The sequence below is a fragment of the Pantoea sp. X-Soil-YNGN-844 genome, from assembly GCF_059730595.1.
In genome coordinates, this window is the sequence record NZ_AP036007.1 from 3,246,430 (window position 1) to 3,273,011 (window position 26,582).

General features: G+C 56.6%; 21 protein-coding genes and 3 tRNA genes. 10 read left to right on the forward strand and 14 right to left on the reverse strand.

Going from position 1 to position 26,582, the window contains the following annotated elements; translation table 11 throughout:
* The first annotated feature begins 297 nt into the window (after positions 1-297).
* Positions 298-1,857, forward strand: a complete 1,560-nt coding sequence (garD, locus tag AC6I8C_RS15020; protein ID WP_497822929.1) for a galactarate dehydratase — start codon at positions 298-300, stop codon at positions 1,855-1,857.
* A gap of 49 nt (positions 1,858-1,906) precedes the next feature.
* Here garD and AC6I8C_RS15025 read toward each other — a convergent pair whose 3' ends face one another.
* The 4 genes from AC6I8C_RS15025 to syd all read right to left on the reverse strand — a co-directional run bounded on the left by AC6I8C_RS15025 (position 1,907) and on the right by syd (position 4,611).
* Positions 1,907-2,353, reverse strand: coding sequence for a flavodoxin (locus AC6I8C_RS15025; protein WP_013358893.1), 447 nt, complete (start codon positions 2,351-2,353; stop codon positions 1,907-1,909).
* A gap of 12 nt (positions 2,354-2,365) precedes the next feature.
* Positions 2,366-3,145: a tRNA pseudouridine(65) synthase TruC gene (gene truC / locus AC6I8C_RS15030; RefSeq protein WP_497822930.1), complete on the reverse strand. Its 780-nt coding sequence runs from the start codon at positions 3,143-3,145 to the stop codon at positions 2,366-2,368.
* Positions 3,145-3,474, reverse strand: coding sequence for a YqcC family protein (locus tag AC6I8C_RS15035; protein ID WP_497822931.1), 330 nt, complete (start codon positions 3,472-3,474; stop codon positions 3,145-3,147). The genes truC and AC6I8C_RS15035 overlap by 1 nt, the downstream gene beginning before the upstream one ends.
* Before the next feature lie 588 nt (positions 3,475-4,062).
* Complete coding sequence (gene syd, locus AC6I8C_RS15040) at positions 4,063-4,611, reverse strand: SecY-interacting protein (protein ID WP_497822932.1); 549 nt, start codon at positions 4,609-4,611, stop codon at positions 4,063-4,065.
* Between the two features lie 62 nt (positions 4,612-4,673).
* Between syd and queF the strand changes: the two genes are divergently transcribed.
* The 3 genes from queF (at position 4,674) to xni (ending at position 7,843) form a co-directional block, all read left to right on the forward strand.
* Positions 4,674-5,519: an NADPH-dependent 7-cyano-7-deazaguanine reductase QueF gene (gene queF, locus AC6I8C_RS15045; RefSeq protein ID WP_497822933.1), complete on the forward strand. Its 846-nt coding sequence runs from the start codon at positions 4,674-4,676 to the stop codon at positions 5,517-5,519.
* Between the two features lie 169 nt (positions 5,520-5,688).
* On the forward strand, positions 5,689-7,053 hold the full coding sequence (gene ppnN / locus AC6I8C_RS15050; protein ID WP_442798537.1) for a nucleotide 5'-monophosphate nucleosidase PpnN: 1,365 nt from the start codon (positions 5,689-5,691) through the stop codon (positions 7,051-7,053).
* Positions 7,054-7,087: 34 nt separating this feature from the next.
* Positions 7,088-7,843 carry a flap endonuclease Xni gene (gene xni, locus AC6I8C_RS15055; protein WP_497822934.1) on the forward strand — a complete coding sequence of 252 codons (756 nt, stop codon included), beginning with the start codon at positions 7,088-7,090 and terminating at the stop codon, positions 7,841-7,843.
* Between the two features lie 24 nt (positions 7,844-7,867).
* Here xni and rlmM read toward each other — a convergent pair whose 3' ends face one another.
* The 4 genes from rlmM to AC6I8C_RS15075 all read right to left on the reverse strand — a co-directional run bounded on the left by rlmM (position 7,868) and on the right by AC6I8C_RS15075 (position 10,880).
* Positions 7,868-8,968, reverse strand: a complete 1,101-nt coding sequence (rlmM, locus tag AC6I8C_RS15060) for a 23S rRNA (cytidine(2498)-2'-O)-methyltransferase RlmM (protein WP_497822935.1) — start codon at positions 8,966-8,968, stop codon at positions 7,868-7,870.
* On the reverse strand, positions 8,961-9,356 hold the full coding sequence (locus tag AC6I8C_RS15065; RefSeq protein WP_003854633.1) for a DUF423 domain-containing protein: 396 nt from the start codon (positions 9,354-9,356) through the stop codon (positions 8,961-8,963). The genes rlmM and AC6I8C_RS15065 overlap by 8 nt, the downstream gene beginning before the upstream one ends.
* A gap of 50 nt (positions 9,357-9,406) precedes the next feature.
* A complete protein-coding gene (locus AC6I8C_RS15070; RefSeq protein ID WP_033733638.1) occupies positions 9,407-10,324 on the reverse strand; it encodes a transcriptional regulator GcvA in 918 nt (305 codons plus the stop codon).
* A 334-nt stretch (positions 10,325-10,658) separates the two neighbouring features.
* Entirely contained in the window at positions 10,659-10,880 is a 222-nt protein-coding gene (locus tag AC6I8C_RS15075; RefSeq protein WP_003854643.1) for a YgdI/YgdR family lipoprotein, read from the reverse strand.
* 209 nt (positions 10,881-11,089) lie between these two features.
* On the opposite strand from AC6I8C_RS15075, the gene csdA reads away from it, so the two are divergent.
* Together csdA and csdE are read left to right on the forward strand one after the other, a co-directional pair.
* A complete protein-coding gene (gene csdA, locus AC6I8C_RS15080) occupies positions 11,090-12,298 on the forward strand; it encodes a cysteine desulfurase CsdA (RefSeq protein ID WP_497822936.1) in 1,209 nt (402 codons plus the stop codon).
* Between the two features lie 2 nt (positions 12,299-12,300).
* Positions 12,301-12,756, forward strand: coding sequence for a cysteine desulfurase sulfur acceptor subunit CsdE (gene csdE, locus AC6I8C_RS15085; protein WP_497822937.1), 456 nt, complete (start codon positions 12,301-12,303; stop codon positions 12,754-12,756).
* Here csdE and tcdA read toward each other — a convergent pair.
* Together tcdA and mltA are read right to left on the reverse strand one after the other, a co-directional pair.
* Positions 12,735-13,547: a tRNA cyclic N6-threonylcarbamoyladenosine(37) synthase TcdA gene (gene tcdA, locus AC6I8C_RS15090; RefSeq protein ID WP_013358904.1), complete on the reverse strand. Its 813-nt coding sequence runs from the start codon at positions 13,545-13,547 to the stop codon at positions 12,735-12,737. The two genes, csdE and tcdA, sit on opposite strands and share 22 nt — an antisense overlap.
* Before the next feature lie 48 nt (positions 13,548-13,595).
* Positions 13,596-14,744 carry a murein transglycosylase A gene (gene mltA / locus AC6I8C_RS15095; RefSeq protein WP_013358905.1) on the reverse strand — a complete coding sequence of 383 codons (1,149 nt, stop codon included), beginning with the start codon at positions 14,742-14,744 and terminating at the stop codon, positions 13,596-13,598.
* Positions 14,745-14,947: 203 nt separating this feature from the next.
* Here mltA and AC6I8C_RS15100 point away from each other — a divergent pair.
* From AC6I8C_RS15100 to AC6I8C_RS15110, 3 genes are all read left to right on the forward strand, one after another.
* Positions 14,948-15,024 (forward strand) — tRNA-Met (locus AC6I8C_RS15100).
* 65 nt (positions 15,025-15,089) lie between these two features.
* A tRNA-Met gene (locus AC6I8C_RS15105) sits at positions 15,090-15,166 on the forward strand.
* A gap of 54 nt (positions 15,167-15,220) precedes the next feature.
* Positions 15,221-15,297 (forward strand) — tRNA-Met (locus tag AC6I8C_RS15110).
* Between the two features lie 110 nt (positions 15,298-15,407).
* Here AC6I8C_RS15110 and amiC read toward each other — a convergent pair.
* Positions 15,408-16,652, reverse strand: coding sequence for an N-acetylmuramoyl-L-alanine amidase AmiC (amiC, locus tag AC6I8C_RS15115; protein WP_497822938.1), 1,245 nt, complete (start codon positions 16,650-16,652; stop codon positions 15,408-15,410).
* A 232-nt stretch (positions 16,653-16,884) separates the two neighbouring features.
* Here amiC and argA point away from each other — a divergent pair, with 232 nt between their 5' ends.
* A complete protein-coding gene (gene argA / locus AC6I8C_RS15120; RefSeq protein WP_013358908.1) occupies positions 16,885-18,213 on the forward strand; it encodes an amino-acid N-acetyltransferase in 1,329 nt (442 codons plus the stop codon).
* 47 nt (positions 18,214-18,260) lie between these two features.
* Here argA and recD read toward each other — a convergent pair whose 3' ends face one another.
* From recD to ptrA, 3 genes are read right to left on the reverse strand one after another with little or no spacing between them, the layout of a single operon-like run.
* On the reverse strand, positions 18,261-20,102 hold the full coding sequence (gene recD, locus AC6I8C_RS15125) for an exodeoxyribonuclease V subunit alpha (RefSeq protein WP_497822939.1): 1,842 nt from the start codon (positions 20,100-20,102) through the stop codon (positions 18,261-18,263).
* A complete protein-coding gene (recB, locus tag AC6I8C_RS15130; RefSeq protein WP_497822940.1) occupies positions 20,099-23,638 on the reverse strand; it encodes an exodeoxyribonuclease V subunit beta in 3,540 nt (1,179 codons plus the stop codon). Before recB ends, recD begins: the two co-directional genes overlap by 4 nt.
* A complete protein-coding gene (ptrA, locus tag AC6I8C_RS15135; RefSeq protein WP_497822941.1) occupies positions 23,635-26,526 on the reverse strand; it encodes a pitrilysin in 2,892 nt (963 codons plus the stop codon). The genes recB and ptrA overlap by 4 nt, the downstream gene beginning before the upstream one ends.
* Between the last annotated feature and the right edge of the window lie 56 nt (positions 26,527-26,582).

Genomic DNA, 26,582 nt, shown 5'->3' on the forward strand with positions numbered 1-26,582 from the left:
CGTGCAGAAGTGATTGTGTGGCGGATGCACAAAACCCTGCGGGATGGCTCACGAAAGCGGCAAATAACCGATCAAAAACCACCTCAGGTAACGCTTTCCCCCGCTGTTTGTGAGGCTCTTCACTTGCTTCTGGATAATCGCCCCAAATCGATAAGGCGAATTGTCTCAATGGTGGTCATTTGCACAATGCGCGCCCTGTTCCGCCTCCCTATACTGAAGCTGGCAAACAAACGTGTGACAGGTCAGAACATTACAGCGTGCCGCACAAGTACGGCACGACAGACGGGAAGGTGAGCGATGTACCCCAAAACAGATGAACAACCGCTCTATATCAAAGTTCATGAGCACGACAATGTGGCGATTGTGGTCAACAGCCTGGGTCTGCCAGCCGGCACGCAGTTTGCGGATGGCCTGACACTCACGGAGCATGTGCCACAGGGTCACAAAGTGGCGCTGCGCGCGATTAACCAGGGTGCAGAGATCGTGCGTTACGGCGAAGTCATCGGCTATGCATTACGGGATATTGCCCAGGGCAGCTGGATCGATGAGTCGCTGGTTGCGTTGCCGGAAGCGCCTCCGCTGGCGAGTCTGCCGTTAGCCACGCAGGTTCCGCCTGAATTGCCGCCGCTGGAAGGCTATACCTTTGAAGGTTATCGCAATGCGGATGGCAGCGTCGGCACGCGTAACCTGCTCGGCATCACCACCAGCGTCCACTGTGTGGCCGGTGTGGTGGATCATGTCGTACAGATCATTGAACGGGATTTACTGCCGCGCTACCCGAATGTGGATGGCGTAGTCGCGCTCAATCACCTTTATGGCTGTGGCGTGGCGATTAATGCACCGGCGGCGGTGGTGCCGATTCGCACCATTCATAACCTGGCGCTGAATGCCAATTTCGGTGGCGAAGTGATGATCGTCAGCCTGGGCTGTGAGAAGTTACAGCCGGAGCGTCTGCTGACCGGCACGCCCGACGTGCAGGCGATTTCGCTGGACGATCATGACATCGTGCGCCTGCAGGATGAAAAGCTGGTGGGCTTTGGTGCGATGGTGAATGAGATTCTGCAGGTGGCGGAGCGTCATCTCCAGCGGCTGAATCAGCGCCAGCGTGAAACCTGTTCTGCTGCAGAACTGATTATCGGCATGCAGTGCGGTGGCAGCGATGCATTCTCAGGCGTAACGGCGAATCCGGCAGTGGGTTTCGCGTCTGATTTGCTGGTGCGCTGCGGTGCGACGGTGATGTTTTCGGAAGTGACTGAAGTGCGTGATGCCATTCACCTGCTGACGCCGCGGGTGATTAATCAGGAAGTCGGTAAGCGCTTACTGGAGGAGATGGCCTGGTATGATGACTATCTCAATCAGGGCCAGACCGATCGCAGCGCGAATCCGTCGCCGGGCAATAAAAAAGGCGGCCTGGCCAACGTGGTGGAAAAAGCGCTGGGGTCGATCGCTAAATCGGGGCGCAGCGCCATTGTTGAAGTGCTCTCTCCTGGTCAGCGCCCGACGCGACGTGGGTTGATCTATGCGGCCACGCCTGCCAGCGATTTTGTCTGCGGTACGCAGCAACTGGCATCCGGTATTACGCTACAGGTGTTCACTACCGGTCGCGGAACCCCTTACGGTCTGGCGGCGATTCCGGTCATCAAGATGGCGACGCGTAACGCGCTGGCAGAGCGCTGGCACGATCTGATGGACATCAATGCCGGAACGATTGCGACCGGTGAAGAGAGTATTGAGCAGGTGGGCTGGCGATTGTTTGAGTTGATTCTGGATATCGCCAGTGGCAGGAAGCAGACCTGGTCCGATCGCTGGGGCATCCGTAACCAGCTGGCGGTGTTTAACCCGGCACCGGTGACCTGATATCACATGCCAGGCTTATCCTTATGCTGCGATAAGCCTGGCGTTGCCATCAGAGCTGCGCGCCCCAGGCTTCAACCCACGGAGAGGTCACCGCTTCCGGCTCAGGATTCTCGGTGGCATCAACCAGTAACACCTCACCGACCCGCTGTGCGCCCTGCTCCTGCAGCAGCGCATCGAAAGTTTTACCCGCGCCACAAAAATGATCATAACTGCTGTCACCCAGCGCAATCACGCCGTAGCGCAGCGCGGGCTGATGACCCAGCTTATCTTTAACCGCATGGAACAGGCCTGAAATCGTATCGGGAAAATCGCCCTGTCCGGTGGTTGAGGTGACAATTAACGCCACGTCGCTGGCATAGTTCTGCCAGTCTGCCAGCGTCGGATCGTCAAACACGGTGACGCTGTGACCCTGCTGCTGCAGAAGGGGCTCCGCTTCTTCCGCTACCAGCAGCGCATTGCCGTATACCGTCCCTACAAAAATGCCAATCTTTGCCATCTGCTCTCTCCCTTATTCTGAAACGTTATCCTGTCCTGGCGCTGCGTTAAACTCAACCCGCGGCACCTCAGGAATGCGATCCTGCCAGCCAAACTGGTTCATCAGGTTCTGCCAGACGCCATCCAGCCCGGCGCGGATCAGTAACGGTTCACCGGTCACCGGATGGGTGAGTGCCAGGCTGCTGGCGTGCAGCATCAGCCGGTTAGCGCCAAAGTGTTCAGCGGCACCCCGGTTCTGGCGCAGATCGCCGTGCGCCGAATCGCCAATAATCGGATGACGCAGGTGCGACATATGACGACGCAGCTGATGCTTGCGGCCGGTTTTAGGGGCCATTTCAACCAGGCTGTAACGCGAAGTAGGATAGCGGCCAATGCCGACCGGCATCTCGACCGTCGCCAGTGACTGATAATCGGTGACGGCGGGCTGTGCGGTGCGCGCTTCAGTGGTGTGCCTGTCAGCAATTTTATCCAGCTCTTCCACCAGCGGATAGTCGAGCGTTCCGCTACTCTCCAGCCAGCCGCGTACCACAGCATGATAGGTTTTCTGCATCTGATGCTGTTCAAACTGCAGGGAAAGCAGACGACCGACTTCGCTTGAAAGCCCCATCAGCAGTACGCCAGAGGTGGGTTTGTCCAGACGATGTGCGGTAAACACATGCTGTCCAATCTGATCGCGAACGGTCTGCATCACAAACACGGTTTCATGGCGATCCAGCCAGCTGCGGTGAACCAGCCAGCCGCTGGGTTTGTTGACGGCAACCAGCCACTCATCCTGATAGAGTATCTCCAGCATCAGTTGGCTGCATCCTTGATCAACGCGTCAAGCTGACGCAGGGTCAGCAGCAGCGGCGCAATACCGGGCTGGTCAGGCACCAGCGCCACCTCGTAGTAGGGAGCAACGGCAAAATTTTGCGGTAACGGATGCTGAGCCGCAATCAGGGCATGCATCCGCGGGACCAGCACCCACTGGAGCCACTGCAGCGGCTCCAGCGTATCCAGGCAAAAGGGTTCACGGCTCTCGAGCGCGTCTTCGGCCGGAGGGGTACTCTGCCAGAGATGGTGCTCACGCATCACCGCTTCCAGTTGCTCCAGCCGTTGCGTAATCAATTGTTCAGGCGTCATGCGCCACCTCCGGCAAGCAGTCAAAAATGGGCGGCAAGCATATCACTTGTTGGCACAGGCACAAAAAAAGGGAGCACTGTATAAACAGTGCTCCCGGTTCGTTTGCAGCCATCCTGCTACGTTTTTGCTCCCTGCTCTTCCATGACAACTTGTCCAGTGCGAACTCCTGTCGCGCATCGTCCTGATGTATCCTTAGCATCCTGGCCCACCACCTCTTCTGAGGGGGTTCTCATTCTCCATCCTGGAGGTGTCCCTTGCTCAATCCTGAGCGATCCTGTTTCATCCTGAAACCTTCCGTGTGCCGTAAGCTCCGTTACGTTCCTGCCTCATGGCTTATCATCATCCTGACGATATCTGTTTCCTGAGCATCCTGCAGTGGGAAACATTTTGACAGAACTCGTTACGCGCACAAGGTACTCACAGCGAAACTTTACGAAATGTGCTGCACAAATTCAGATTAACGCCATTAAGTTGATGATTCACAATATTTTTACATCACGGCCTTCCGGATGTCTCAACTGTTATATGGCGATCTCTCACAGTATATGTAAGAGATGTCTCACAAGCCAGGCGGCAAATCACTGCAGTTCAGATGATAACCGGTTGTAATGACTTAAGAAATATCTCAAGAGTTTCTGCCAGTACCACGCGCTGTTTACGACCAGGCTGCTCCAGAATTACTTCGCCGCTGAGATTAGACAGGGAGATGATCTCCTCCTCTGAATCGGTGGTGGCAATAAATAGCGTAGGCGACTGTCTGAGGCGGCGCTGCATCACCAGATGCCCAATCAGATTCTCCTGTAATCGCAGGAAATCCTCCTCGCTCCACACCTGCAAAAGGGTCAGCTGATTCTCGCCAAAACGGGCCTGCATATCGCCGGCAAACTGCGTGGTATAGAACGCCGTGATCGGCGGCTGAAGCTGGATGTCGACCGCCCGCTCAATCGCATCCAGCGTCGGTGGCAGACTAAACGGCTGCGGCTGCCAGACGACCCGCTGCTCGCGATCTTCAAGTGCACAGGGTGAAGGAACGCCATAGAGATCGCTGCTGGCCGGCCCATGTCCCGCCTGCTGAAGCCAGTGCTGGCAGTATCGGGTGGTAAAGTCGCGCAACGCGGCGGCAGTTTGCTGCATCATTCATATTCTCACTTCTGATAGGTTACACTTAGCCACTTTGATTAATTTTGGTGGTAACCGCAATGACTACTCACGAACAGGATCAGGCGCTCAGTAACCTGACGCTGGGCAAACCCACAGCCTATCACGATCGGTATGACAACAGCTTACTGCAGGCGGTGCCGCGCAGCCTGAACCGTGAACCGCTTGGCCTGTTTCCCGACAGTCTGCCCTTTACCGGCAGCGATATCTGGACCCTGTATGAACTCTCGTGGCTCAACAGCAAAGGTCTGCCACAGGTTGCCGTTGGCGAAGTGGTGCTGGATGCGCAAAGCCATAATCTTATCGAGTCGAAAAGCTTCAAGCTCTACCTGAACAGTTTCAATCAGACCCGCTTTGCCGACTGGGGTGAGGTTCGTCAGACGCTGGAGCGGGATCTGAGTGCCTGTGCTGAAGGGGAAGCGCGGGTCGCGTTGTTCCGTCTCAATGAAATAGAAGGTCAGCCGATTGGTCATTTTGAGGGTTGCTGCATTGATGAGCAGGATATCGCCATAGAGGATTACCGCTTCAATGCTGACTATCTGGCGGATGCCGCAGGCAGCGAAATCGTTGAAGAGACGCTGGTCAGCCATCTGCTCAAGTCGAACTGCCTGATTACCAACCAGCCCGACTGGGGCTCGGTAATGATCCGCTATAAAGGCCCGCGTATCGCGCGTGAAGCACTGCTGCGCTATCTGGTCTCATTCCGTCAGCACAACGAATTTCACGAGCAGTGTGTTGAGCGCATCTTTAATGATGTGATGCGATTCTGCCATCCGGAAGCGCTGACGGTCTATGCGCGCTACACCCGTCGTGGCGGGCTGGATATTAACCCGTGGCGCACCAATGTGCCCTTCTCGCCCGGTTTTTCGCGGCTGGTCCGTCAGTAGTTTGCGAGACTTCTCTCAGGCTGGGTGCCCTAAGCGCAGTTCCGCTTGAGCTGTGCGGGCCGACAAGGCTACTCTGGTGAAGGCGGCAATCTGCGGGTTGCCGACCAGGGATTTTCGTCACTGCCATTGCAGTGCCAATCAGCACCCAGGCGGGTGCAAAGGAGTTCATTTGATTACCCATATCAGCCCACTTGGCTCAATGGATCTGCTCTCGCAGCTGGAAGTCGACATGCTCAAGCGCACAGCCAGCAGCGACCTCTACCAGCTGTTTCGCAATTGCTCTCTGGCCGTGCTTAACTCCGGCAGCCAGACTGACAGCAGCCACGAACTGCTCTCCCGCTTTGAGAATTTCGACATCAACGTGCTGCGCCAGGAGCGCGGCGTCAAACTGGAACTGATCAATCCGCCGGAAGAGGCTTTCGTGGATGGCCGCATCATCCGCTCACTGCAGGCTAACCTGTTTGCGGTGCTGCGTGACATCCTGTTTGTCAGCGGCCAGCTCAACATACCGGGCCGGTTAAGTGCAGCCGAAGAGAATGATTCCGCCACCATTACCAACACGGTGTTTTCCATTCTGCGTAATGCGCGGGCTCTGCACATCGGCGAGGATCCCAACACCGTAGTCTGCTGGGGTGGTCACTCAATCAACGCCGTTGAGTATCAGTATTGCCGTAATGTCGGTACGCAGCTTGGACTGCGTGAGCTGAATATCTGTACCGGCTGCGGACCAGGCGTGATGGAAGCGCCGATGAAAGGCGCAGCGGTTGGCCATGCCCAGCAGCGCTATCGCGACAGCCGCTTTATCGGCCTCACCGAACCCTCAATCATTGCAGCTGAACCGCCGAATCCACTGGTGAATGAGCTGATCATCATGCCGGACATTGAAAAACGTCTGGAAGCGTTTGTGCGCATCGCTCATGGCATCATCATTTTCCCGGGCGGCGTCGGTACGGCTGAAGAACTGCTCTATCTGCTGGGCATCCTGATGAATCCACAGAACAACGATCAGGTGTTGCCGCTGATTCTGACCGGGCCGAAAGAGAGCGCCGATTACTTCCGCGTGCTGGATGATTTCATCGTTAACACCCTGGGTGAGCAGGCGCGTAAGCATTACCAAATCATCATTGATGACGCGGCAGAAGTGGCGCGTCTGATGAAGAAAGCGATGCCGCAGGTGAAAGAGAACCGTCGTGAAACCGGTGATGCGTACAGCTTTAACTGGTCGATTCGCATTGAGCCCGATCTGCAGGTGCCGTTCATGCCAACGCATGAAAATATGGCCAACCTCAATCTCTATACCAATCAGCCTCCGGAGAAGCTGGCTGCCGACCTGCGCCGCGCCTTCTCAGGTATCGTCGCCGGTAATGTCAAAGAGATGGGCATCCGCGAAATCCGCGAGAAGGGACGCTACAGACTGCATGGCGATCCCGACATCATGCACCGCATGGATGAGCTGCTACAGGGATTCGTTGCTCAGCAACGCATGAAACTGCCAGGCACCGCCTACATCCCCTGCTACGAAATTATCAAATAAACCAGGAGGCAGCCCCCGGGCTGCCGATACGCTCATGGCTCTTCATCTTGTTATTGTTGACGCGCTGAATCTGATTCGCCGTCTGCATGCGGTACAGGGCTCACCCTGTGTCGACGGCTGCGTGGCCGCGCTGCGCCAGGTTCTGGGCCACGCCCGCCCGACTCACGCTGTCGCAGTATTTGATGGCGAGGCACGTCATCAGGGCTGGCGACATCAGCTGCTGCCCGATTACAAAAGCGGTCGCCCGCCGATGCCAGACGATCTACAGGCAGAAATGCCGGCGTTGCAGGAGGCCTTTCGTTCGGCAGGTGTCAGCTGCTGGATAGCGGGCGAGGATGAGGCAGATGATTTAGCGGCGACGCTGGCGGTGAAAATGGCGCAGGCCGGACACCAGGCCACCATCGTGTCCACCGACAAAGGTTACTGTCAGTTGCTGGCCCCCGAAATCCGCATCCGCGACTACTTCCAGAAACGCTGGCTCGATCTGCCTTTTATCGAGGCTGAATTTGGCGTGGCACCCCAGTTACTCCCCGACTACTGGGGATTATGCGGCATCAGCAGCAGTAAAATTCCAGGCATCACCGGCATCGGCCCGAAAAGTGCGAAACAGCTGCTGGCAGAGTTTCACACGCTCGAAGGGATCTATCAGCAACTGGATAAGGTGCCCGCTAAATGGCGGGAAAAGCTTGCTGAAGGCCAGCAGATGGCTGAGATCAGCCGTCAGGTGGCCACGCTGAAGCGGGATCTGGTATTGCAGGGCAATCTGAATACGCTGCGTTATACCGGCTGAGTGCAGCTGCACTCAGCCAGGCGATTAACGTTCGTCGCGACGGCCACCGGTCGCTGCCCACATACGGCGCACATGTACCGTTACCTCTTCGCGGTCATGATAGAGCTGGCGGGCGCGAATCTGCACGTTGATGCCATTCTCATCAAAGCGCTCCTGCATCATGGCCAGATTCTGCGTGACCTCTTCATAACGCTTTTTCATCGGCAATTTGAGGTTGAAGATCGCTTCACGGCACCAGCCGTTAACCAGCCAGTCGGTCATCAGGTTAGCCACACGCACCGGCTTCTCGACCATGTCACACACCAGCCAGCTGATATTGGTGCGGGGTGGACGGAATTTAAACCCATCGGCTTTCTCGTGCATGACCTGGCCGGTATCCATCAGACTCGGGGCCATGGGTCCGTTGTCCACCGCATAAACCATCATGCTGCGCTGGACCAGCTGATAAGTCCAGCCGCCCGGGCAGGCGCCGAGATCCACGGCGTACATGCCGCTGGCTAAACGCTCATCCCACTCATCCGCAGGAATAAAGACGTGAAACGCCTCTTCCAGCTTGAGGGTCGAGCGGCTTGGCGCATCAGAGGGGAACTTAAGCCGTGGAATACCCATGTAAAACGGCGAGCTGTTCTCCCGGATGGAATAGCCGACGTAACAGGTACCTGGCGCGATGAAAAATACATGTACAACCGGGCGTTTCGGACTTTCATAGTTCAGCAGAATCTTGCTTTCACGCAGTGCTGAACGCAGCGGCACGGTGAACTTACGGCAGAATTTGGTCAGCTCTTTGGCTTCGTTAGTGTCAGGCACTTCAACACGCAGTTCGCCGCCCTTCTCCACCACGCCGGTCAGCATGCCAACAATCGGAGTAATGCGATCTTCCTGCGGCAGGTCACGCAGCATTTCACCGACAACCAGCATCTGGCGGGCAAAGATGAGATCGTCAAACGGTAACTCACGCGCCAGACGCTCAGCATCTTCAAACTGGTAGCACTCAAACAGCACATAGCCGGAGTCATCTTTAACCCGCGGAAAGCCGTAGATTTCACGTTCAGCCGCTTTGGCGCTGATTTCTGCCGCACACTCTTTTTCAAAACCGGGACGACAATAGAGTAAAACTTTATTCATGGCGTTCTGCCTTTCGTTTAAGACGCAGCGCGCCAATCAACATCAATACCCAACCGGCGAGGAAACAGACCCCGCCAACCGGTGTGATAAAAACCCAAAACTTCAGATGTGACAGCGCCAGACAATAGAGGCTGCCACTGAACAGCACGGTGCCGAGCGCCATAAGCGCACTGCTCCAGTAAAACCAGATATTGGCGCGGCGTAACATCGCTGCACCCAGTCCCATCACCGCTAACGTGTGATAAGCCTGATATTCCAGCCCGGTATGAATCCAGGCCATTTCAGCCGCGCCCAGCGACTGACTTAAAACGTGGGCACCAAATGCGCCAAAAGCCACCAGCAGAAATCCGCTGATAGCCGCAAAAACAAACATGGCACGACTGGACATTAACCTATCCTCAGGATGTTTTTGCATCGTAATGCAAATAAATCAAGACGTTATTGTTGATAGCGAAAGCGGAATTTTTCTTGTTCGGTTGCAGCTTTTTCCAGGATCCACTGTCGGAAGGCGGCTATTTTACCCAGTTCTGCCTGACTGTCATGACAAACCAGATAAAAAGCGTTTTTACTGACTAATACATCATTAAACGGGCAGATTAATCGCCCAGCCTCTATTTCGCTCTGCGCCATGACGTTGTTGGCCAGCGCTACGCCCTGACCATGAATCGCCGCCTGCAACACCATGGCGCTGTGGCTGAAGATCGGTCCCTGCTGCACGTTGATATGCTGTAAACCCAGCTGGCGGATATACGATTGCCAGTCACGGCGGGAGGCGTCATGCAGCAGGGTAAAGCGTGACAGGTCAACTGGCGTTTTCAGCGGATTATCGCCGGTCATCAGTGATGGTGAACAGACCGGCAGCAGATATTCGGCATAGAGTTTTTCAACCCGCAGGCCGGGCCAGTTGCCGCGTCCGTAGAAAATTGCCACGTCGACATCGTCGGCCAGTTTCTCTTCATCGCGGTCAACGGCCTGGATACGCACGTCGATTCCCGGATAAGCCATATTAAAGCTGGAGAGGCGGGGAACCAGCCACTGAATAGCGAAGCTCGGCAGTAAACTGACGGTCAGCGCCCCCTTGGCACTGCGCGCCTGCAGTTTGCGGGTCGCTTCGTTAATTGCCGAGAAAATCTCTTTGATGTCGAGATAGTAGCTTTGCCCTTCTTCGGTCAGTAACAGCGAACGATTCCTCCGGCGAAACAGCTTTAACCCCAGAAAATCTTCCAGAGATTTAATCTGATGGCTTACGGCAGCCTGGGTGACAAACAGCTCTTCAGCGGCTTTGGTAAAGCTTAAATGTCGCGCAGCGGCATCAAAAACTCGCAGTGCGTTAAGAGGAGGAAGGCGTTTCGACATGGTTTTCCGTATCCGGATCGGCGAAAAATACGCAGACTTATACAAAGCGTTTACGTATTAGAATTTTTAATCCGAGACATTATAATTTGTCCGTTGAGGAACCTCCAGCAAATACCTATAGTTGCCGCACTTCCTGAGCCGGAACGAAAAGTTTTTAGATTTGTGAGTGAGTTCGCAGATTTTCTGAAAGCTTTTGGCTTGTGGTCGTGATGTTGTGTTTGCAATTTTTGATCCGACGATTGCGGATCGAACTCTTAATTCCTGTAGATTTACCCTGTCTGTCCATAGTGATTTTTAAATAGCACCGCAAATTGCGGTGCTTTTTTTTTGCTGCTTACTTTGACTCGACCATCTCTTTGACATCAGAGCGGTTGATTTGCTGCTCGTTGCCATTCGCATCTTTATAGCTGATCATGCCGGTATCGTTATCAACTTTAGGCTTGCCGGCAGCCACGATGGTGCGACCATCGTTGGTATGCATGACATAATTGCTTGAACAGGCACTCAGGGTAAAAGCCAGAGTACACACGGCCAGGACTGCGGTAAGTTTTTTCATCTGCTATCTCCTTGTAGATTGATTGCATCAAACCACCCGCGTTACGCTAACCAGAGGCAGCCGATAAGTGAGATCGACTATTAAACGTCCGATCGTTATGCGGGTTTGGTTCAAACCTTGCAATGTTCAGCATAACGCGCTTTTCCAGCTTTGCCAGACGCAGACCATTCTTTCAGTGTGGTCCTAATTTTTCTTATCATGGACCCGGCATGACCGCATTTAATCCCACCGCATTCCGCCAGCAGTTTCCCGCACTCGCCGACGCCGGCGTCTACCTCGACAGCGCCGCGACCACGCTGAAACCGCAGGCCGTGATTGACAGCACGCAGCAGTTTTACAGCCTCAGCGCGGGTACGGTTCATCGCAGCCAGTTTGCTGCGGCGCAGGCCTTAACCCAGCGCTATGAGCAGGCGCGCAATCAGGTTGCCCGATGGGTTAACGCCGCGGACGATCGAGAGATTGTCTGGACGCGTGGCACCACCGAAGCGATAAACCTGGTGGCGAACAGCTGGCTGCGTCCGCGCCTGCAGCCCGGTGATGAGATCGTGGTGAGTGAGGCTGAGCACCACGCCAACCTGGTTCCCTGGCTAATGGCTGCGCAGGCGTGCGGTGCCCGCGTCGTAAAATGGCCGTTAGGGCCAGATCGTCTGCCCGATATCAGCCTGTTACCCGCTCTGCTTAACAGCCGCACCCGCCTGCTGGCTGTGGGTCAGATGTCGAACGTCACCGGGGGATGCCCCGATCTCTCTCAGGCGATTTCACTGGCACATGCCGTGGACGCGAAAGTGATGGTCGATGGCGCGCAGGGTGTGGTGCACTGCCCGCCTGACGTACAGGCGCTGGATATCGACTTTTACGCTTTTTCCGGCCATAAAATTTACGGCCCGATGGGCATTGGCGCGTTATATGGCAAAGCGGAACTGCTGGAAGCGATGGCGCCCTGGCAGGGCGGCGGTAAGATGATCACGGATGTCGACTTCAATGGTTTCACGCCGCAGCCGGTACCGTGGCGTTTTGAGGCTGGCACCCCGAATGTGGCTGGCGTGGTGGGATTGAGTGCGGCACTGAGCTGGCTGGCGCAGTACGATCTGCCCGAAGCCGAGCGCTGGAGTCAGCAGCTTGCCTCGCTGGCGGAAGAGCAGCTGGCAGAACTGCCCGGCTTTCGCAGCTTCCGCTGTGGCAATGCCAGCCTGCTGGCCTTTGAATTCTCAGGTCTGCATCACAGTGACCTGGTAACGCTGCTGGCCGAGCAGGGAATCGCACTGCGCGCCGGTCAGCATTGCGCGCAGCCCTTGCTGGCGGCGCTGGGCGTCAGTGGCACGCTGCGTGCCTCTTTTGCACCCTATAATAATCTGCAGGATGTTGATGCGCTGGTGCGCGCCATAAAGAGCGCCATCGCGCTATTATCGGAGTTTTGATTATGCGTTCATCGCGGTTAGCGCCACACCCGTTTGGCGAACAGATTACCGTTGCCAGTTTGAAAGAGAGCTTTGGCCGCTTTCATCAGTGGGAAGATCGTTATCGTCAGCTGATCCAGCTGAGCCGCCAGTTACCTGCCTTGCCGGAGGAACTGAAAATAGCGGAAATTGAACTGAGCGGGTGTGAAAACCGGGTCTGGCTGGGCAGCCAGCTGTGTGAGGATGGCTCACTGCACTTCTATGGTGACAGTGAAGGACGGATCGTGCGCGGCCTGCTGGCCGTGCTGCTGACCGCCGTTGAGGGCCAGACGCCGCAGCAATTACTGGCCACCGATCCCTTAACCCTGTTTGATGAGCTGGGGCTGCGTGCCCAGCTCAGCGCCTCACGCAGCAGCGGCCTGCAGGCGCTGGCCACCGCAGTTGAGCACGCCGCGCGTCAGGCGCTGACCGCATCCTGACGCGCGGCGCGTGCCAGAAACTTCTTCAGCGCATGCGAAACAGCCACAAAGCCGAACGTCGCGGTCACCATGGTGGCCGCGCCAAAGCCGGATGTGCAATCCATTCTTTTCGGACCCTCTGCCGTGCTGCGTGAAGCGCAGACGCTGCCATCCGCCTGCGGATAGACCAGCGCTTCGGTAGAAAAAACGCAGTCGATGCCAAGTTTGCCCTTACTGCTTTTCACCACGCCCAGGCTTTTCAGTCGTTCGCGCAGCTTCGCCGCCAGCGGATCCTGAATGGTTTTCGCCAGATCGGCGACCTGGATCTGGGTCGGATCAATCTGCCCACCCGCGCCACCGGTGGTGATCAGCGGGATCTTATTCCGGCGACACCAGGCGATCAGCGCCGCTTTAGGGCGTACGCTGTCGATCGCGTCGATCACATAATCGAAACCGGCGGCCATCAGTTCGGCGGTGTTCTCGGGCGTAATAAAATCATCAATGCAGATCACGTCGCAGTCCGGATTGATTGCCCGTAGCCGCTCCGCCATCACCTCCGTTTTGGCTTTGCCGACGTTGCCCTGCAGCGCATGAAGCTGTCGGTTAGTATTGGTAATACAGACGTCATCCATATCTATCAGGGTGATTTTACCAATGCCGGTGCGCACCAGCGCTTCCGCCGCCCAGGAACCCACGCCGCCGATACCGATGACGCAGAAGTGCGCGTCAGCAAAACGTTGCAGTGCATCCTGGCCATAGAGACGCGCCGTGCCGCCAAAGCGCTGATGCCAGGCGTCATTTAACACTTTCATAGTTGAACCTGTTACGTCGTGCGGGCCCGGAGGCCCGCAGAGAAGACATTAGTTAGAGCCGAGAAGCAGTGAACCATTATTACCGTTTTGCGGGCTGGAGAACAGCGGCTGTCCGGCCCCCGGTGCAGCTTTGATCACCCAGACGCGGCCGTAGTGATTATAGAAGCCCGCCAGATGCGCGGCATCCGGGCCAATACCCTGATAGATATCAAAGTGTTGTCCCTTAATCGCGCCACCCACATCGAGCGCCACCATCAGGCGCATCTCATATTTGCCGTTGAATTTGCCCTTCTCATTCAACTGCGGCACTTCTGCCAGCAGCACCGTGCCCGCCGGAATAATTGAGCGGTCAGAAGCCACCGAGGCTTTCGCTACCAGCGGAACGGCGCTGGCACCGCGCACAGGCGTAAACGGCTCAGCCTTAAAGAAGACGAATGACGGGTTGGTTTCCAGCAGCGCACGCACTTCCTGCGGTGAGTGCTCCTGCGCCCACTGGCGAATCGCCTGCATCGACATATCTTCGCGTTTCACTTCGCCGCGATCGATCAGCTCTTTACCGATACTGTGGTAGCCCCAGCCATTTTTACCGGCGTAACCAAAGAAGGTCATCGGGCGGCCATCGCCAAAGTCGACGTAACCACTGCCCTGCACATCCATCATGAAGTTATCAATCAGCGAGTTGCTGTAGGCAATGACGTAGCGGTCATCAAGTCCGCCACTATAGATAGAGGCGCGGCTCGGTAATTTCTCTCCGCGTTTGCGCGGCGGCATACGGTAGATCGGATACTGGAATTCGCCCTGACGGGTGTAGCGCGCTTCCACGACCGGCGTGTAGTATCCGGTGAACTGCACGTTACCGTAGTTATCCGTGCCCTCCATCTGCCAGGCGTTCAGGCCATACTGGCGAAGCTGCCGGGTATCGGCACCCGCCATCAGCCAGCTTTCAATTGCGCTGTAGGTGCCGTTCTGACGACTATAAAGAGCGGATGAGGCGGACTGAATCTGGCGCACCTGATCGCCAAAGTCTTTGCCATTAACCGGTGCACCTTTAGCATTGGGCTGATTCACCAGCGCCAGCGGCTGTTCCAGTTTGCCATCTTTATATTGCTGACCGCGATCGGTCGGTTTAGAGCTACAGGCCGCCAGCAGCGTGATTAACGCGCCAGTGAGTGCATACTTCACCCAATGTGATTTCATTATCTTCTCTTTTTATAACTGTTCGCCCCGCGACGATAGCAAAGCCCCCGACAGAATGAAATGCATCCGCTTTGACCTGGCGCATATCAGTTCAATAATTAGCCAGATGGTTGAATCCTTCAGCAACTGGCTGTTAATTTGGCTTTTATCTTTAAAAAGGGGTTGCATGAATTAGCGCGGAGAGTATAGTGCGCTTCCACGGACGCGGGGTGGAGCAGCCTGGTAGCTCGTCGGGCTCATAACCCGAAGGTCGTCGGTTCAAATCCGGCCCCCGCAACCAATACTTCTGCAGCAGTTTTACAGAAGTCACAGTGTGAGAAGTAAAAGTAACAGAAGCAATACGGACGCGGGGTGGAGCAGCCTGGTAGCTCGTCGGGCTCATAACCCGAAGGTCGTCGGTTCAAATCCGGCCCCCGCAACCAATACTTCTGCAGTCGTTTTACAGAAGTCACAATGTGAAATAAGTATGATACGGACGCGGGGTGGAGCAGCCTGGTAGCTCGTCGGGCTCATAACCCGAAGGTCGTCGGTTCAAATCCGGCCCCCGCAACCAATCATTTAAACACCTGAAAGGGTGTTTTTTTGTTTCTGTCGTTCATAAATTCCTCTTAAGCCTCTCTCCCGCAGATAAATGCGCGGATAGCCGTGACTACCCGCACACCTTTACCGATGGGCCAGTGCCGCCCCACTCTCTACATACGCTTTGATACCGTTCAGAATCGCCTCTGCAACCTGACGCTGATAGCGGGTGGTTCGCAGCTTACGCTCCTCTTCCACATTACTGATAAACGCGGTCTCTACCAGGATTGACGGGATATCCGGGGCTTTCAGCACCGCAAAGCCAGCCTGATCCACGGTGCGTTTGTGCAGATGGTTGATGCGCCCCATGCGATGCAGCACCTCTTTACCAAACTTCAGGCTGTCATGAATCGTCTGCCGCTGCACCATGTCGAACATGGTGTGATCAAGATAGCGGTCGCCGCTTTTGCTGACGCCGCCAATCAGGTCTGATTCGTTCTGGGTCTGCGCCAGGAAACGGGCGGCGGCTGAAGTGGCACCGCTGGTGGATAAGGCAAACACTGAAGAGCCGCGCGCCGCGCGACTGGTAAACGCATCAGCATGAATAGACACAAAGAGATCGGCACGCTGTTTACGGGCTTTAGCGACCCGGACGCGCAGCGGAATAAAGACATCTTCATTGCGCGTCATATAGGCTTTCATGTGGGGCTCTTTATCGATCAGCGCTTTGAGCCGCCGTCCGATCTTCAGCACAATATCTTTCTCGCGGGTCTTATATTTGCCGTGCGCGCCAGGATCTTCTCCACCGTGACCGGGATCGATCATGATGATAATCGGACGATCGCGTCCCGCTTTGCCGGGTAACGGCGCCTGCACCCCTTCATCCTTGTCCAGATCGCCCTGATTATAATCTTTCAGCAGAGCCAGCAGCGGATCGTCTTCAACATGGTTCTGGGTCGGATAGAGATCGACCACCAGCCGGTGATTGATCCCGGCGACCGGTGCCAGATTAAAGATCTTCGGTGCGACGTTGCGCTTCAGCTCCAGAACAATGCGCACCGTGTTGCTGTCGAACTGGCCGACCCGGGCATTTTTGATAAAGGGATCGTCGACCCGAACCTGCTTATCCACCCCTTTCAGGGCCGAATTAAGATGCAGGCCCTGAATATCTATGACGAGACGTTCGGGATTGCTCAGCGCAAACTGCTTGTATTTCAGCGCGACACTGGACTCCAGCGTCATACGCGAATAGGTGGATGAGGGCCAGATACGCACCGCCACAATGTGGTTTTTTGCCGCCAGGCCTGTGCGGCTGACGCTCAACAGCAGTAAGGCGCCTGTCCCCTGTAAAAAACGTCTGCGTGAAAAATGGGAATTACCGTCTGACATGCCGCTCCAGCTGCTGTGTTATGTCTAAAAAAGCGCCAGTTAATCAAATGGCGGCGAAAACTTTATCCAATCCGCAGGATGATGTCACCCCGGAAACCCTAAATAATGCAGGCTGTTAGCGGCTTTGACACCCATAAAAACGTAAATTTTCGTCAGGATTAAGACTTGCAAAATCGGACGTAAAAGCATAAAAATACAGAAAATACGAATAAACATTCACTGAGGGTTGGCCGTGAAGGAACGTAGTACCGAACTGGTTCAGGGTTTTCGCCATACCGTTCCCTATATCAATGCCCACCGGGGTAAAACCTTTGTCATCATGCTGGGTGGCGAGGCGATTGAGCATGAGAACTTCTCTGGCATCGTTAACGACATCGGCCTGCTGCACAGCCTGGGCATCCGTCTGGTGGTGGTTTATGGCGCACGGCCACAGATAGACGCCAGCCTGGCTCAGCAGCAACTGGAACCGGTTTATCATAAATTTACCCGGGTGACTGATGCGCAATCGCTGGAGTTAGTGAAGCAGGCTGCGGGTCGGTTGCAGTTAGATATCACTGCCCGCCTTTCAATGAGTCTTAACAATACCCCGCTGCAGGGCGCGCATATCAATGTGGTCAGCGGCAACTTCATTATTTCACAGCCGCTGGGCGTGGATGATGGCGTGGATTATTGCCACAGCGGGCGTATCCGTCGTATTGATGAAGAGGCGATTCATCGCCAGCTGGATAACGATGCCATCGTGCTGATGGGTCCGGTTGCGGTCTCTGTGACCGGCGAGAGCTTTAATCTGACTTCAGAAGAAGTGGCTACCCAGCTGGCAATTAAGCTCAAAGCGGAAAAAATGATCGGCTTCTGCTCCGAGCAGGGCGTGCTGAACAGCGACGGTGAAATCATCTCCGAGCTGTTCCCGAACGATGCACAGGCCCGCATCGACGAGATTGAAAAGGAAGGTGATTATCTTTCTGGTACGGTCCGCTTCCTGCGTGGCGCGGTGAAAGCCTGCCGCAGCGGAGTCCGCCGCAGCCATCTCATCAGCTATCAGGAAGATGGCGCGCTGTTGCAGGAGCTCTTCTCACGCGACGGTATCGGTACGCAGATCGTGATGGAGTCGGCAGAACAGATCCGTCGCGCCAACATCAACGACATCGGCGGTATCCTCGAACTGATCCGTCCGCTGGAGCAGCAGGGCATTCTGGTGCGTCGCTCACGCGAGCAGCTGGAGATGGAGATCGATAAGTTCACGATTATTCAGCGCGACAATCTGACCATCGCCTGTGCCGCCCTCTATCCGTTTATGGATGAGAAGATTGGCGAGATGGCCTGTGTGGCGGTTCATCCTGACTATCGCAGCTCCTCACGCGGAGAAATGCTGCTGCAGCGCGTGGCATTGCAGGCGAAGCAGATGGGACTGCAAAAGCTGTTTGTGTTAACCACGCGCAGTATCCACTGGTTCCAGGAGCGCGGTTTTACGCCGGTTGATATCGAATCACTGCCCGAGAGTAAAAAAGAGATGTACAACTATCAGCGCCGTTCCAAGGTGCTGATGGCCGACCTCACCTGATTCACGCTGAAAGGGACAGCCCGCACTGTGGTCTGTCCCTTCTCTTCTCAGCCGGATTCACCCAGCCGTTCCACCAGACCGCTGCGTCGCTGTGTTTGCAGCTGCACGGCACGCTGAAACACACCCGGTTCGCTGTAAATGGTCAGTTGCCTACGTGCGCGGGTAATCGCGGTATAGACCAGTTCACGGGTCAGCACCGGCAGAAACTGCGTCGGCATCACCAGCGCAGTGTGGTCAAACTCCGACCCCTGCGATTTATGCACCGTCATCACCCAGGCCGTTTCATGTGAAGGTAACCGGCTCGGCTGGATCGCCTTGATTGACCCATCCGGCAGCGGGAAAAAGACCTTCAGGTTACCCTCTTCATCCCGCAGCGTAATGCCGATATCACCGTTAAACAGGCCGAGCGCACTGTCATTGCGGGTGATCATCACCGGACGCCCGGCATACCAGCGGCTGCCGATACCAGGACGCCGGATGCGCTGCAGCTGCATCAGCCGCTGCTCAATGCGCTGGTTCAGGCCCTGCACGCCAAAAGGCCCGTCACGTAACGCACACAGCAGCTGATAACGGCCAAAGGCGGCAATCACATCAGCAGGATCCGCCTGCTGTCGGATAAGCTGCAGGAAGGGCTGATAGCCTTGTGCGACCTCATCCAGCATCACCTGATACGCTTCCGCGCTGTTCAGCGTCTGATAACTGACATCGTCATGGGCCGCAGCAAATACCGCCCTGACCTGCTCTGCATCACCAAGGTTGATCGCTTTTGCCAGCTGGCCGATGCCGGATGAGGCGTCAAAACGATAACTTTTTTGCAGCAGGCAGATGCTGTCGCGCACGACCGGTGCCTGTCCATCGTCACTGCCCTGCAGCGTACAGCCGGTCAGCAGGGCGAGCTGTTCGGCCCGCGCCAGGCTGTAGCCGCTTTCCGTGCAGCGGCAGATATCGCCCAGCACCGCACCGGCTTCAACGGAGGCGAGCTGATCGCGGTCGCCCAGAAACACCACGCGGGCATGGGCAGGCAGCGCGGCGATCAGTTTTGCCATCATCGAGAGATCGACCATCGACGCTTCATCCACTACCAGCACATCAAGATGCAGTGGGTTACCGGCATGGTAGCGTAACCGCTGGGTATCGGGCTGCGCGCCCAGCAGGCGATGCAGCGTGGTGGCTTCGGCGGGAAAACGCCGCCGCTCTTCGTCGCTGACCGCCAGATCCTGCAGCGCCCTGCCCAGCGACTCGGTCAGTCGCGCAGCGGCTTTGCCTGTCGGTGCTGCCAGCTGAATCCGCAGTGCGCCGGGATTCAGGCGAATCAGGGCGGCGAGGAGTTTCGCCACGGTGGTGGTTTTACCGGTACCCGGCCCGCCGGAAATGACCGCCGTCTTGCGGGTCAGCGCCACGGCCGCAGCAATTTTCTGCCAGTTCTCCGGCTGGTCACCAAACAGACTGTTCAGCACGTCACCTGCGGCACGCATATCAAACGCGGTTTTCACGTCCTGCGCAGCAAAAAAGTCGGCGACCCGGCCTTCACTGTGCCATAGCCGATGCAGATACAAACGCTGGTTGCTCAGCACCAGCGGCGTCACCCGACTGCCATCACTGACCGCCGACCAGTCTGCCAGGTGTGATGACCAGTCATCCGGCTTGCCCGCTGCCTGCCAGATGGCCTGGGCCAGCGCAGGCTGACGCCCGGCAAACAGACTGTCTTCACAGAGGTTGCTCAGCGGCAGACAGACGTGACCTTCACCGGCCTCCGCGCTGACGCAGGCAGCGGCAAGTAGCAGCGCAGGTTGTGATTCTGTCGCCACCAGACGGGCAAACTGAATATCCAGCGGCCGCAGGAGACGCTTCTCAACCGCCTGCAGCAGCAGGCTCAGCATGTCACTCATAGCATCTCCCCGGTTTCACCAAACAGCGCATCAATCTCTTCCACAAAACCTTCGGAAGGTCGGGTGGCAAAAATGCCGTTGTCCGGCGAGCTGCCATCCATCCCACGTAAAAACAGATAAAACACCCCACCAAAATGGTGCTGATAGTCGTAGTCCGGCAGGCGATGCTGCAGATAGCGATGCAGCGCCAGCGTATAGAGCTGATACTGCAGATCGTAGCGGTGGCCAATCATCGCCTGCGCCATCGCCTCGGGCGTATAAGCGGCGTGACTTTCCCCCAGCCAGTTCGATTTGTAATCCAGCAGATAATATTTTCCCTGCCAGCGGAAGACCAGATCGATAAAGCCCTTCAGCATGCCGCGCACCTGGCGGAAATCCAGCGGAGCGGCCTGCTGAGAGAGTGTATCGTGACGACGCAGCAGATCGTCAAGATCCGCCGCCGTCAGCAGATTGTTGATCGGCAGATAAAACTCCATCTCGATGAGCCGTTCGCTGCTTTTGATTGCCGATAGCGTTAGCCCCTCCGCCTTGAGCGGGGTATGTAACACCCGATCAATCCACTGTTCAATGACCGGTAACCAGCTCAGCGGGTAACCATTGTGCTGCAGCTGATCTTCCAGCCAGATGCGATCCGGCGGTTCGGTAAAGTCGATCGACTCAAACAGACCGTGCAGGAAGGTACCGGGTGCCGCACCACGAGGAAAGTGATGCGGCGTCAATGCCGCTTCTTCACCATTTTCTTCTTCGCCCGCTGCATCGATATCGAAGTTAGGGAGTGCGTCAAGCAGTGGCGAGCTGTGATGCTGTTGCAGCCCGGAGTAGCTCGTTACTCGCCAGACATCCGCCAGGGTGCGGGTCACGTCGCGGCTGCTTAGCGCCTCATCACCCTGCTCAGCGTCCCGCCACATTTCGCCCGGCAGCAGATCTTCTTCGACCAGCGCAATCCCTTCACCGGTTAAAGCATTGAGTCGCTGGCTGAGCTGCTGCGCATCGACCGCCTGCCCCTGCTGCACCAGGTAGCCCAGTGCGCTCTTGTGGAGATCGCTTTCGCCCTCTTTTTTACGGGTGCCTTTGATCAGCGGTGCAATGCCAACGCTGCAGTGATAAACGGAACGGGTCAGCGCCACGTAGAGCAGACGCAGATCCTCTGCCAGACGCTCCTCTTCGGCCAGCGCCAGGCTCTGCGCATCACCCTGCACATCCAGCAGCGCCGTGAAGTTGTCGCGATCGTGATAGAGCGCGCTGGCCGCCTCGCGGAACCCGGCGGCAAACGGCAGCCAGACCAGCGGATACTGCAGCCCTTTTGATTTATGGATGGTGATGATCTGCACCAGATGGCGGTCGCTTTCCAGACGCAGCTGCTGGCTGGAGGCCTGGCTGTTTGGCCGGGCAATCTGCTGCGCCAGGAAGCGCACCTGCGCGTGCGGACTCTCCAGCTGCACCGAGGCTTCCTGCAATAATTCACCCAGATGCATCAGGTCAGTCAGGCGACGTTCACCGTTCTCCGAGGCCAGCATATTCTCCGCCAGTTGCCGCTTGATCATCACATCACGCAGCATCGGTAACACGCCGCGCTGATGCCACAGTTGCTGCCAGACGGCAAACTGCTCCACCAGCGCATCCCACTCGCGCTCATTCTGTGTCAGCGCGTCCAGCGTCGCCGCATCGATGGCAAAAATCGACGTCGCCAGCGCGCTACGCAGCAGCCGTTCCTGTTCCGGTGCCTGTATCGCCTGCAGCAACCAAAGTAATTCGCGCGCTTCCGGCGTGGTGTAGACGCTGTCCCGGCTGGAGAGATAGACCGACGGAATCGACAGCGCGTTAAGCGCGTCGCGGATTAAACCGGCCTCATTGCGACTGCGCACCAGCACAGTGATATCGGAAGCCCGCACTGGCTGCAGCGCCTCACCTTTACCCAGCCAGGCTCGTCCCTGCTGTCCTGCCACCAGCCAGCGGCTGATATCGGCGGCACACTGCTGCGCCATAAACTGCTGGTAGTCGCTGTTGCCGACCCCCTCGCCAGGCTGCAGCCAGAAACGTAATGCCGGTTGTTGCTGCTGGTCAAAAATCAGCTTCAGTGACGCATTGGGCGCAGCAGGCTTAACCGGCTGGAAGGGAATCGCCGAGAAGAGGAAAGGTGAATCGAGCTGAGAGAAGAGGCGGTTGACGCTCCCGACCATCTCAGGCGAAGAACGCCAGTTAGTATCCAGTGTGTAGTGAGCACTGACTTCGCTTCTGGCCCGCAGATAGGTAAAAATATCCGCGCCGCGAAACGCATAGATCGCCTGCTTGGGATCGCCAATCAGAAACAGCGCCTGCTCCGGCTGATTAATATAGAGCGTGCGGAAAATGCGATACTGCTGTGGATCGGTATCCTGGAATTCATCAATCAGGGCCACCGGGAAACGCGCCCGGATGGTTTCTGCCAGCAACACGCCGCCGGGCTGCTGCAACGCCTCATCCAGTTTACTGAGCAGATCATCAAAGCCTAACAGCGCGCGTAACCGCTTTTCACGCTGTACCGTGGCACGCACATCGGTCAGCGCCTGCGCGATAATCACATCGCGCAGCGACAAGGGTTCTGCCAGAAACTGATCGATCGCCTCAAACAGCGAGTGTCGCGGGGCGTCGCCTTTTTTGGTTTTCTCGTCCAGCACCTGCTGCCCAAAGCGCTCCAGCTCTTTCGGCAGCTGATAATCCAGCGTCTCACTGCTGGCCCACTGCGTGACTTTTGCGACCCAGTTGGGCAGATGTTTACTGCTGTAGCTGCGCTTATCCACGCCAGAAGCACTGATCATGCCTTCAACATCGGCGCTAAGCGCCTGCCACTGCTGCTTGATAGCCTCAATGCGCGCCAGGTTACGGGCGTGGCGTGATGCCAGCGTCTCATCGGCTGCGGGCGGACGTTTCAGGCTGGGTGATTCTCCCTGAAGCCAGGGGCGCAGCGTGGTCAGCAGGCTGTCGGGCCCACTCCACTCCGCGGCAATGATCCGCGCGACATCCAGACTCAGTGGATAGCACTGACGACGCCAGAAGTCGGCAGTCGACTGTTTCAGCAGCGCCTGCTCATCTTCAATTAACTCCTGCTCAAACAGCATGCCCGATTCAAAGGCGTTGAGATTGAGCATCCGCTGACAGAAGCCGTGAATGGTGAAGATCGCGGCTTCATCCATCTGCCGTTCAGCAGCCAGCAGCTGCGCGGCAGCCTGACTCAAATCAGGCATCTGCTCCAGCAGTAACTGGTGCATCGGGTTGCTGCTTTTGCCACGGATACAGGCCAGACGCAGCTGATGAATATTCTCGCGGATGCGTCCGCGCAGCTCCGCAGTGGCGGCCTCGGTGAAGGTCACCACTAAAATCTCTTCTACCGAAAGCGGGCGGTTGTAGGCGTTTTCTCCGCCCAGCCCCAGCAGCAGGCGCAGATAGAGCAGACCAATGGTAAAGGTTTTTCCGGTGCCCGCTGACGCCTCAATCAGCCGCTCGCCTCTGAGCGGCAGCGTTAAAGGATTCAGCGAGACGGGCGGTAACTGCGTCATTGGGTCTCACTCTTTACCGGCAGCGACTGCTGCAGTTGCGCCACTTCATTCCAGGTTTTCCAGCCAGGCTGGCGGGCAAATTCAGTTTTGCCAGTGCCGGTGCCGGCAATCTGTGAGGTCATTACCATGCCCTTGTGTTCAATCACGGCCTGCCGGAAAAAGTCTGCCAGGCTGGCCGGGGTTAACAGCTGAACCTGCTCGATCACTTTTTGCCGGGTATTAAAGTGATCATTCTGCCGATCAAAGTCGCGGCTAAAACGATCCGCTTCCTCAAAGAGCGTCTGAGGACGCTGCTGCAAATCGTTGATCATCGCCTGCTGGTACTGGGCAAAATCTGCCTTACTCATGCTGCGTAATCGTTTTTCTGCCTGTGGATAGAAGGCCTTATAACGCTGCAACAGCCAGTCCGGTTGTTTGCTATTACTTTGCAGCAGGAAGCCGACACCCCATTGTCGGCCCACCGGCATCTGGAAGGCAAAGACCGCATAGCCGAGCTGCTCTTTAGTACGCAGCTGATTGTAGAACCACGGCTGAACGATCTGGCTCAGCATCGAGCTGTGCGCCATGCTCTGATATTCACCATATCCCAGTGGAACATAGAGAGCGGCAAGAGCGGAGTCGGTGCTGCTACCCTGCTGTTGCAGGTTGGCTTTCAGCGGTTTTTTAATGGTCACATACTGGCTGTGCCAGTCGCGGGTCGCATTACTCTGCATCTGTTGCTTAAGCTCATGTCCCAGCTGCGTTACGCTGTCAGCACTGAGATTACCCACCACCAGCATCTCTGGCGTCGCATCGCGGAACAGCGTATCGCGATAGGTCGTCACATCCTTAAGTGAGATTGTGCTGACCAGCTTGCGGCGGGTCTCGCGCTGGGTATAAGGCAGCTGCGACAGCAGTTGCATCGGCTGAATCGCCTGCTCAAACGCTTTGCCTTTTTCCGCCGCCTCCAGCCGCTCCAGATACCAGGATTTGGCCTGCTCCAGCTGTTGTTCTGTCGGCTGGAAGGTGGCATAGCCCTCTACCAGTTTCTTCAGCAGCGTCGGCAGGCGCTGCGTGAAGCCGTTGGCGCTGAACACCAGCCCCTGATCTTCACCGGTTGAGAAGCTGATGCCGCCCACCGAGGCCTGCGAGTTAAGCTCGTCCAGTGCCAGGCTGGAGAGGTAGTCATTCAGGCCAAACAGCACCTGCTGACGGGCGTCGCTGATGGCGTTTTTATTGCGTAACGCCAGGGTTATCGCCGCTTTAGGCTCGCTGGCGTAATAACGACTGGGCATCCAGTAAATGCGCATACCATCATAGTTATCCAGCTTCACCGGGTGCTGATACGTTTTTCCGTCCGACGGCAACAGGGTGAAGTCGTCCGGGATATAGGGGTTCAGCACGGGCATCACCAGCGTGATCTGGCTGGCGCGCTGCTGCCAGTCGGCAAAGGTTTGTGGCGTGATCTTCTCAACCTGATAAGGCGCATCCACAAAATAGGCGGTTTTGTTATGCGGCTCCTGCGGGCTGATATACCAGATGCGCGCGTGCTGCGGGGTCATCTCGTCCAGCCGGGCCTTGATCGCAGCGGCATCGTACTGATCCGCCAGATAAGGCGCATCCAGCGTATGTTCAACCGGCACGCGTAGCATGGTGTCAACCAGCCATTCGATGTAATCCATATCGCGGGTGATGGAGGGGTAACGGAAGTCGAGCGCCAGCACATGTGAAACTTCATCGAAATAGCGCTTATCATCGGCCTGCTGACGCAGCAGATTGATGTAGCTGAATATGGCCGCCACCACTTCGTTACGCTGCGCCAGGCCTTTATCAGTGAGTGACGCGGTAATCGCAAATACGCCGCTGTTACGCTCCGTCATCGGGTCAGCGCCCGCATTCACCCCGTCGGCCAGCCCCTGCTTTTGCAGCCAGTCGGTCAGGGTATTTTTGCTGCGGTTACTGATTAAATAGCTAATCAGCGTGTCGGTCTTACTGCGGAAGCGATCGCTGTTATTGGCAATGCGAAATTCAATTTTGAGCTGCTTGCGGGGCTGGGCCGGAACGTAATGAATGATGACGCCCTGCTGCGCATCCGTCACCACCGGCACCGTAATCTCCGGCACGCTGGCGTCATGATTTTGCACCCGGCCAAAGGTTTTAGCCGCAATCGACGCCATCTCTGGCAGCGGTTTGTTGCTGTAGATCACCGCCTTCATCAGGTTGGCGGAGTAATGCGTGTGATAAAAATCCAGCAGCGCCTGATGCAGTTTGCTGCCGGGCTTATCTTTCAGTGTTTCAAGATTGCCGCCCGAGAAACGTGACGCCGGATGCGCCGGGTTCAGGGTTTCAGCACCCACCTGGGCCATGCGCAGGCCATCGCGCGAGCGCGCCATGGTCAGCTCGGCGTTCACGGCGTGGCGTTCGCGATCGGCGTTAACCGGATCCAGCAGCGGCTCCGCCACCGCATCCGCCAGGCGATCAACCGCCGGTTCCAGCGAATCATTCTCCACTTCCAGGTAAAAAGCGGTGCGGTAAGAAGCGGTGCTGGCGTTATGGCTGCCGCCATGCTTTTTCAGGAATTCGGCCAGGTTGTCCGGCTGCGGGTAGCGCTTTGAGCCCATCAGTACCATATGTTCGAGGTAGTGTGCCAGTCCCGCCTGCTGATCGGGATCGTCCAGCGATCCTATCGGCAGCGTCAGCGCCGCCAGCGATTTCGGTGCCACAGGATCGGAAACCAGTAACACCGTCATCCCGTTGTCGAGCCGGATCGCCTGATAGTGGCGAGGATCCTGTTCACTTTTGCGAATGGTGTCGTTAACTGGCTGCCAGCCTGATGATGTCTGCGCCTGTGCTGTGCAAGCCACCAGGCTTAACAATAGCGCCGCTATCCAGCGTGCGTGTACCCGCATGTAAACCCCTCTCTTTTCCCGATAAGCCGCCAATCTCTGACACGGCGGCTCAAAGC

Excerpts from the sequence above, each read along its gene's own strand:
- garD (WP_497822929.1), top strand. The coding sequence starts at position 298 with ATGTACCCCAAAACAGATGAACAACCGCTCTATATCAAAGTTCATGAG.
- AC6I8C_RS15025 (WP_013358893.1), bottom strand. The coding sequence starts at position 2,353 with ATGGCAAAGATTGGCATTTTTGTAGGGACGGTATACGGCAATGCGCTG.
- truC (WP_497822930.1), bottom strand. The coding sequence starts at position 3,145 with ATGCTGGAGATACTCTATCAGGATGAGTGGCTGGTTGCCGTCAACAAA.
- AC6I8C_RS15035 (WP_497822931.1), bottom strand. The coding sequence starts at position 3,474 with ATGACGCCTGAACAATTGATTACGCAACGGCTGGAGCAACTGGAAGCG.
- syd (WP_497822932.1), bottom strand. The coding sequence starts at position 4,611 with ATGATGCAGCAAACTGCCGCCGCGTTGCGCGACTTTACCACCCGATAC.
- queF (WP_497822933.1), top strand. The coding sequence starts at position 4,674 with ATGACTACTCACGAACAGGATCAGGCGCTCAGTAACCTGACGCTGGGC.
- xni (WP_497822934.1), top strand. The coding sequence starts at position 7,088 with ATGGCTCTTCATCTTGTTATTGTTGACGCGCTGAATCTGATTCGCCGT.
- rlmM (WP_497822935.1), bottom strand. The coding sequence starts at position 8,968 with ATGAATAAAGTTTTACTCTATTGTCGTCCCGGTTTTGAAAAAGAGTGT.
- AC6I8C_RS15065 (WP_003854633.1), bottom strand. The coding sequence starts at position 9,356 with ATGTCCAGTCGTGCCATGTTTGTTTTTGCGGCTATCAGCGGATTTCTG.
- AC6I8C_RS15070 (WP_033733638.1), bottom strand. The coding sequence starts at position 10,324 with ATGTCGAAACGCCTTCCTCCTCTTAACGCACTGCGAGTTTTTGATGCC.
- AC6I8C_RS15075 (WP_003854643.1), bottom strand. The coding sequence starts at position 10,880 with ATGAAAAAACTTACCGCAGTCCTGGCCGTGTGTACTCTGGCTTTTACC.
- csdA (WP_497822936.1), top strand. The coding sequence starts at position 11,090 with ATGACCGCATTTAATCCCACCGCATTCCGCCAGCAGTTTCCCGCACTC.
- csdE (WP_497822937.1), top strand. The coding sequence starts at position 12,301 with ATGCGTTCATCGCGGTTAGCGCCACACCCGTTTGGCGAACAGATTACC.
- tcdA (WP_013358904.1), bottom strand. The coding sequence starts at position 13,547 with ATGAAAGTGTTAAATGACGCCTGGCATCAGCGCTTTGGCGGCACGGCG.
- mltA (WP_013358905.1), bottom strand. The coding sequence starts at position 14,744 with ATGAAATCACATTGGGTGAAGTATGCACTCACTGGCGCGTTAATCACG.
- amiC (WP_497822938.1), bottom strand. The coding sequence starts at position 16,652 with ATGTCAGACGGTAATTCCCATTTTTCACGCAGACGTTTTTTACAGGGG.
- recD (WP_497822939.1), bottom strand. The coding sequence starts at position 20,102 with ATGAGTGACATGCTGAGCCTGCTGCTGCAGGCGGTTGAGAAGCGTCTC.
- recB (WP_497822940.1), bottom strand. The coding sequence starts at position 23,638 with ATGACGCAGTTACCGCCCGTCTCGCTGAATCCTTTAACGCTGCCGCTC.
- ptrA (WP_497822941.1), bottom strand. The coding sequence starts at position 26,526 with ATGCGGGTACACGCACGCTGGATAGCGGCGCTATTGTTAAGCCTGGTG.